This is a genomic window from Micromonospora sp. URMC 107 (genome assembly GCF_051386315.1).
Classification (GTDB): Bacteria; Actinomycetota; Actinomycetes; order Mycobacteriales; family Micromonosporaceae; genus Micromonospora.
In genome coordinates, this window is sequence record NZ_JBPQTK010000208.1 from 1 (window position 1) to 5,929 (window position 5,929).

At 74.1% G+C, this 5,929-nt stretch carries 5 protein-coding genes; 2 read left to right on the forward strand and 3 right to left on the reverse strand.

The features are described from left to right. Window positions 1-27 precede the first annotated feature (27 nt). Window positions 28-1,074: a glucose 1-dehydrogenase gene (locus ACSNN9_RS27350; RefSeq protein ID WP_436676158.1), complete on the forward strand. Its 1,047-nt coding sequence runs from the start codon at window positions 28-30 to the stop codon at window positions 1,072-1,074. Window positions 1,075-1,081: 7 nt separating this feature from the next. Here ACSNN9_RS27350 and ACSNN9_RS27355 read toward each other — a convergent pair whose 3' ends face one another. After that, on the reverse strand, window positions 1,082-2,398 hold the full coding sequence (locus ACSNN9_RS27355; RefSeq protein ID WP_436676159.1) for a DUF2252 domain-containing protein: 1,317 nt from the start codon (window positions 2,396-2,398) through the stop codon (window positions 1,082-1,084). 83 nt (window positions 2,399-2,481) lie between these two features. Continuing rightward, window positions 2,482-3,072, reverse strand: a complete 591-nt coding sequence (locus tag ACSNN9_RS27360) for an NADH-quinone oxidoreductase subunit B (RefSeq protein ID WP_358089078.1) — start codon at window positions 3,070-3,072, stop codon at window positions 2,482-2,484. Between the two features lie 237 nt (window positions 3,073-3,309). Here ACSNN9_RS27360 and ACSNN9_RS27365 point away from each other — a divergent pair, with 237 nt between their 5' ends. Beyond that, window positions 3,310-4,236, forward strand: coding sequence for a hypothetical protein (locus ACSNN9_RS27365; protein WP_436676160.1), 927 nt, complete (start codon window positions 3,310-3,312; stop codon window positions 4,234-4,236). 120 nt (window positions 4,237-4,356) lie between these two features. Here ACSNN9_RS27365 and ACSNN9_RS27370 read toward each other — a convergent pair whose 3' ends face one another. Next, a complete protein-coding gene (locus tag ACSNN9_RS27370; RefSeq protein ID WP_436676162.1) occupies window positions 4,357-5,847 on the reverse strand; it encodes a pyridoxal phosphate-dependent decarboxylase family protein in 1,491 nt (496 codons plus the stop codon). Window positions 5,848-5,929 lie beyond the last annotated feature (82 nt).

Sequence of the window (5,929 nt, forward strand, 5' to 3'; positions counted from 1 at the left end):
CCTCGGGCGGCGGGGAAGGATGAGGGCGTGCGCGCTGTGACTGTGACCCCGGGTGTCGCCGACTCCCTGCGGCTGGTCGAGGACCATCCGGAGCCGCCGCCCGAGGAGGGCGCGATCCTGGTCGAGGCACTGGCGGTGGGGATCTGCGGCACCGACCACGAGATCATCGCCGGCCAGTACGGCGAGGCGCCGTCCGGCGCGGACCGGCTGGTGCTGGGACACGAGTCGCTGGGCCGGGTGCTGGAGGACCCGTCGGGCACCCTGCAACCCGGCGACCTGGTGGCGGGCGTCGTCCGGCACCCCGACCCGGTGCCCTGCCCGAACTGCGCGGTCGGCGAGTGGGACATGTGCCGCAACGGCCGGTTCACCGAGCACGGCATCAAGGCCCTGCCCGGCTTCGCCCGGGACCGCTGGCGGCTGCAACCCCGGTTCGCCGTGGGGCTGGACCGGGCCCTCGCCCCGGTCGGCATGCTGCTCGAACCGACCAGCGTGGTGGCGAAGGCGTGGGAGCACATCGAGCGCATCGGTGCCCGCGCCGAGTGGCAGCCGCAGACCGTGCTGGTCACCGGGGCCGGGCCGATCGGCCTGCTGGCCGCGCTGCTGGCCACGCAGCGCGGGCTCGCCGTGCACGTGCTGGACCGCAACACCACCGGACCGAAGCCGGACCTCGTCCGGGCGCTCGGGGCGACCTACCACACCGTGCCCGTCGGCGAGCTGGACTTCGAGCCGGACGTGGTGCTGGAGTGCACCGGAGCGCCGGTCGTCGTCCTCGACGTGATGTACAAGGTTGCGCCGACCGGCATCGTCTGCCTGACCGGCGTCTCCAGCGGCGGGCGGACCATCGACCTCGACGCCGGGGCGCTCAACCGCGCCCTCGTGCTGGAGAACAACGTGGTGTTCGGCTCGGTCAACGCCAACCGCCGGCACTGGGACCTCGCCGCCGCAGCGCTGGCCCGCGCCGACCGGTCGTGGCTCGACGCCCTGATCACCCGCCGGGTGCCGGTGGAGGCGTACGCCGGGGCGTACACCCCCGAGCCGGACGACATCAAGGTGGTGCTGGAGTTCGGCTCCTGACCGCCGCTCAGAGGCCGGGCAGCCGGCCGTTGCGGAACAGGTCGACGAAGAGCTGGTGGTCCTGCCGGGCGCGGACGCCGTACGCGTGGGCGAAGTCGACCAGGTGGGCCACGAAGCCCGCCTCGTCGGCGTCCACCGCCGCCACGATCGCCTCCTCCGTGGAGTAGTCGACGAGGTCGTGGCTGGACTCGTCGTCGGCCACCGAATGCATCCGGGCGACCGCCCGGCCCAGGTCGGCCAGCACCCCGGCCAGTTCCTCCGGCTCGTTCACGTCGGCCCAGTCGAGGTCGGCCGCGTACGGGGAGACCTCGGCGACGAGCTGCCCGGCCCCGTCCAGCTCGGTGAAGCCCAGCCACGGGTCGGCGTGCGCCTGGAGGGCGCGCTGCGACTCGGCGGTGCGGTGCCCCTGGTGCTGGAAGTAGCCCGCGACCGACTCGTCGGCGATGTGCCGGGCCACCGCCGGCACCTGGGCCTGCTTCATGTAGATGACGACGTCGTTCTCCAGCGCCTGGGTGTGCCCCTCCAACAGCAGGTTGTACGACGGCAGCCCGGCCGAGCCGATGCCCACGCCCTTGCGCAGCACCACGTCCTTGATGTGCGTGGCGACGGGACGGAACCGGGCGGAGGAGGCGGGCAGCGTGCCGAGGTAGTCCTCGAAGGCGGCGCAGACCCGCTCCCGGGTCTCGGCGTCGATCTCGAAGACGCCGTCGCCCAGCGAGAAGCGGCGCTCGTAGTTGTCGATGGTGGTCTGCGTGGCGAGCAGGTCGACCCGGGTGTTGAGCCGCGCCTGCTGGAGCACCCGGCGGAGCACCCCGTCGGCGTTGTCCAGGGTGATCGAGCCGATCGCGTCGTCGCCACCGGCGGCGATGGCGCGCAGCTCGGTCAGGTACGACCCCGCGAAGCCGGCGACCAGGTCGCTGATGGCCCGGTCGGAGAGCGCCTTGGCGTAGCCGAGCAGCGCCACGCTGGCCGCCAGCCGCTTCAGGTCCCAGCTGAACGGCCCCACGTACGCCTCGTCGAAGTCGTTGACGTTGAACACGAGCTGCCCGGAGGCGTTCATGTACGTGCCGAAGTTCTCCGCGTGCAGGTCGCCGTGGATCCACACCCGGCTGGTGCGGTCGTCGAGGAACCGGTCGTCGGCGAAGTCGCCGACCTGGTCGGCGTAGAAGAGCGAGGCGCTGCCCCGGTAGAAGGCGAACGGCGACGCGGCCATCTTGCGGAACTTGCGCCGGAAGGCTGCCGGGTCGAGAGCCATCGACGCGCCGAACTCCTCGGTGAGCACGTCGACGATGTGGGCGGAACGCTGGTCGGCGGAGTGGTTCATGGTGCGCAGGCTAGCCCCCGGCGGCCAACCCGGGCCCTCGTCCGACCGGACGGTGCGTTCGGAGGGTGGGCGGGCGGTACGGCTCAGGAGGTGGGCGGGCGGACCGGCGGGGCGGTCAGCGACTCCGCCGAGCGCGGCGGCACGCCGGTGGACCCGGCGTCGGCCGGCGGAGCGTCGACCGGCGAGGCGAGCGCGTCCGGCCGGGGCACGCCGCCGATCCCGGACTGCTCGGCGGCGATCTTCTCCTGGAGGCGCAGGATGCCGTGCAGCAGCGCCTCGGGGCGGGGCGGGCAGCCGGGCACGTAGACGTCGACCGGGATGAGCTGGTCGACGCCCTTGGTCACCGAGTACGAGTCCCAGTAGGGGCCGCCGCAGTTGGAGCAGGCGCCGAACGAGATGACGTACTTCGGCTCGGGCATCTGGTCGTAGAGCCGCTTGATGGCGGGGGCCATCTTGTCGGTGACCGTTCCGGAGACGACCATGAGGTCGGCCTGCCGGGGCCCGTGCGCGAACGGGATCACGCCGAGGCGCATGAAGTCGTGCCGGCCCATGCTGGTGGCGATGAACTCGATCGCGCAGCAGGCCAGGCCGAAGTTGAAGACCCAGAGCGAGTAGCGGCGGCCCCAGTTCAGCACGAACCGGATCGGCTCGCCGAGCACTCCCGGCACCTGCACGTCGGTCTCCCTTCCGCTTCCGGTGCCAGTCAACCACAGCGCCCGGCGTGGCCGCCCCGCCCGACCCGTCCGGAGGGACCGCACACCGTTGGTCGGTTCCGGAGGCCGCACACCCCGATCGACGACCCTCGGTGTCGGGTTCGCGTCTCGCCGGCACCGCAACCCGCACCGGGCCACGGGGGTGTCTGACATGTCGCCCCGACCGGAGGCGACCCCACGGGGATACAGGAGGACCTCATGACCACGATCACCCGCCGCGGCCTCGCCGCCGTCGGCCTGACGGCCGCTCTGCTGGCACCCGCCGTCCCGGCCGCCGCCGCGCCGACGACCGCCGGCCGAGCCGTCGCCGAGGTCGGCCGCCTCGTGCTGGAACCGTCCGCGCGTGGCTACCAGGGCACGCTGCCCATCACGGTCACCAACGACACCGCCCAGCCGGTGTCGCACGTGCTGGTCACCGAGCCGGTCGCCGGTTCCTGGCGGGGCACCCTCGCCAACGAGTTCTGCACGGTGGTGGTGCCGAAGCAGTTCGTCCGGACGTACGACTGCGCGGTGGCCGTCGCCGCCGGCCAGAGCTACACCTTCTCGGCCCGGTTCGAGGTGCTGACCCGCACCCGGCCGTACCCGATGTCCACCCGGGGCGGGCAGGTCGCGGTGCAGGTGGGCTACGACGCGCCGGTGACCACGGTGACGCCGTTCCGCACCCTCTTCCGTTCGACCTCCGGCAGCCTGGCCGGGGCGCGTCCGTACCGTCAGGACCGGACGGCGGACGCGTCCCTCACCGTCGGGGAGGCCCGGCTCACCCGGCAGGAGGACGGTCACTGGGCCGGCTGGCTGCCGGTGACCATCCGGTACGGCGGCGACGCGCCGCACAACGACCTGTACGTGGCGGCGAGCCTGCCGAACGGCATGGACATCCCCGGCACCGACCCGGCGTCGGAGGTGCCCACGTTCGCGGGCGGTTTCCTCGTGCCGGGCGGCGAGTTCATGGCCGGTGAGCTGCGCGTGGTACGGGTCAGGCTGACCGCCCCGGCCGATGCCGACCCGGGTGTCCTCGGCACCGGGACGTTCGCGTTGGAGGTCGTCTACGAGGGCGGTCCGGTCGACGACCGGTTCCCCGCGGACAACGCCGTGTCCTTCCCGGTGACCCTGTTCGACGGCGTCTGACCGCAGCGCGGCCCGGCGGGGCAACCCGACCGGTCCGCCACGCGAGGAACGGACGGCCCGGCCGGGGTGACCCCGGCCGGGCCGCCACGCGAGGGCGCACCGGATCACCGGCGAGCGGCACTACCCCCAGGTCGGACGCTGGAGCAGGCTGACGAACTCGACGAGCAACCGCTCCCGCAGGCCCGCCGGGGCCGCGTCGAGCAGCGCGTTCACCAGCGCCATCCGGTCGGGCGCCGGTCCCGCGCCCGGGGCGCCGAGGCCGAGCCCGGCGGCCAGCCCGGCGACCGTCTCCGCGGTGAGCGTCTCCGGGGTGAGCGTGCCGGCGAGGGCGAGCAGCTCGGCGGGGAGCGCGACCCGCCCGGCGGCCCGGGTCGTGGCCACGGCGTCGGCCAGGTCCGGGCCGAACTCCGCCACCCGGGGCGCCACCGCGGCGGTCACCGTCAGGTGCACGCTCGGCGGCAGGTCGGCGTACGACAGCTGGGGCTGGGTGTGCCAGCCGCGGGCGGCCAGCTCGTCGACCAGGACGAAGAGGTCGAGGCCCGCGTCGGTGGCGGTGAAGCAGACGACGGTCGACTCCGGCTCGGCCATCAGCCGCAGCCCGTCGACCGCGCGGACGGCGTCGGCCAGGCCGGCGACGGCGTCCCGCGTGGCGGCCGCCAGCCGCAGGTACCCGTCGTCGCCGAGGTGCCGCAGGGTGGCGTACGCGGCGGCGATCGGCCCACCGGAGCGGGTGGAGGCGATGACCGGGTTGACCATGGTGTAGCCGGGCCAGTCCGCGTACGCGAAGTACTGCGGGGCGCGCAGCGCCGGGTCGCGGTGCAGCAGCACCGACACGCCCTTCGGGGCGTACGCGTACTTGTGCAGGTCCACCGAGATCGAGGTGACCCCCGCGACGGCGAAGTCGAACGGCGGCACGTCCGCCCCGAGGCGGCGCAGGTACGGCAGGGTCCAACCGCCGAAGCAGGCGTCCACGTGGCAGCGCACCCCGGCCGAGGCGGCCGCCTCGGCGATCTCGGCGACCGGGTCGATGACGCCGTGCGCGTACGAGGGGGCGGAGCAGGCCACCAGCACGGTCTCCGGGCCGATGGCGGCGGCCACGTCGGCGGCGGCCGGCCGGAGCGTCAGCGCCGACACGGGCACCGTGTCCACGGCGACCCGCAGGTAGTGCGCCGCCTTGGCGAACGCGGCGTGCGCGCTGGCCGGCACCACGATCCGGGGCGCCGCGATCTCCGGGTGGGCGTCCCGGGCGGCCTTCACGGCCAGGATCAGCGACTCGGTGCCGCCGCTGGTGACGCTGCCGACCACGTCCGGGGCGGCGCTGCCGGGGCCGCCGCCGAGCAGCCGGGCGGCCGCGCCGACCAGCGCGTTCTCCATCGCCAGCAGCGAGGGGAAGGCGGTCGGGTCGAGCCCGTTGACGTGGGCGCTGCCGGCGTACGCGGCGGCGGCCAGCTCGTCCAGCCCCGGCACCGCCGGGTCGTAGACGTACGCGAACAGCCGCCCCCCGTGGGTGGGCCGGTCGGCGTCCCGCAGGGCGCGCACCTCCGCCAGCACCCGCTCGGCGGGCAACCCGTTCCCGGGCAGCGCCCGTCGGTCAGCGTTGTCGTCGATCATGAAGTTGTGGTGCCCTTTCCATGGGGTTCAGCGGCTTTCGTCCCCCACCACAACCGCATGATCGGCGGGGCGGGTACGGGGG

Coding starts and splice junctions, on each gene's coding strand:
- ACSNN9_RS27370 (WP_436676162.1), bottom strand. CDS start 5,847: ATGATCGACGACAACGCTGACCGACGGGCGCTGCCCGGGAACGGGTTG.
- ACSNN9_RS27365 (WP_436676160.1), top strand. CDS start 3,310: ATGACCACGATCACCCGCCGCGGCCTCGCCGCCGTCGGCCTGACGGCC.
- ACSNN9_RS27355 (WP_436676159.1), bottom strand. CDS start 2,398: ATGAACCACTCCGCCGACCAGCGTTCCGCCCACATCGTCGACGTGCTC.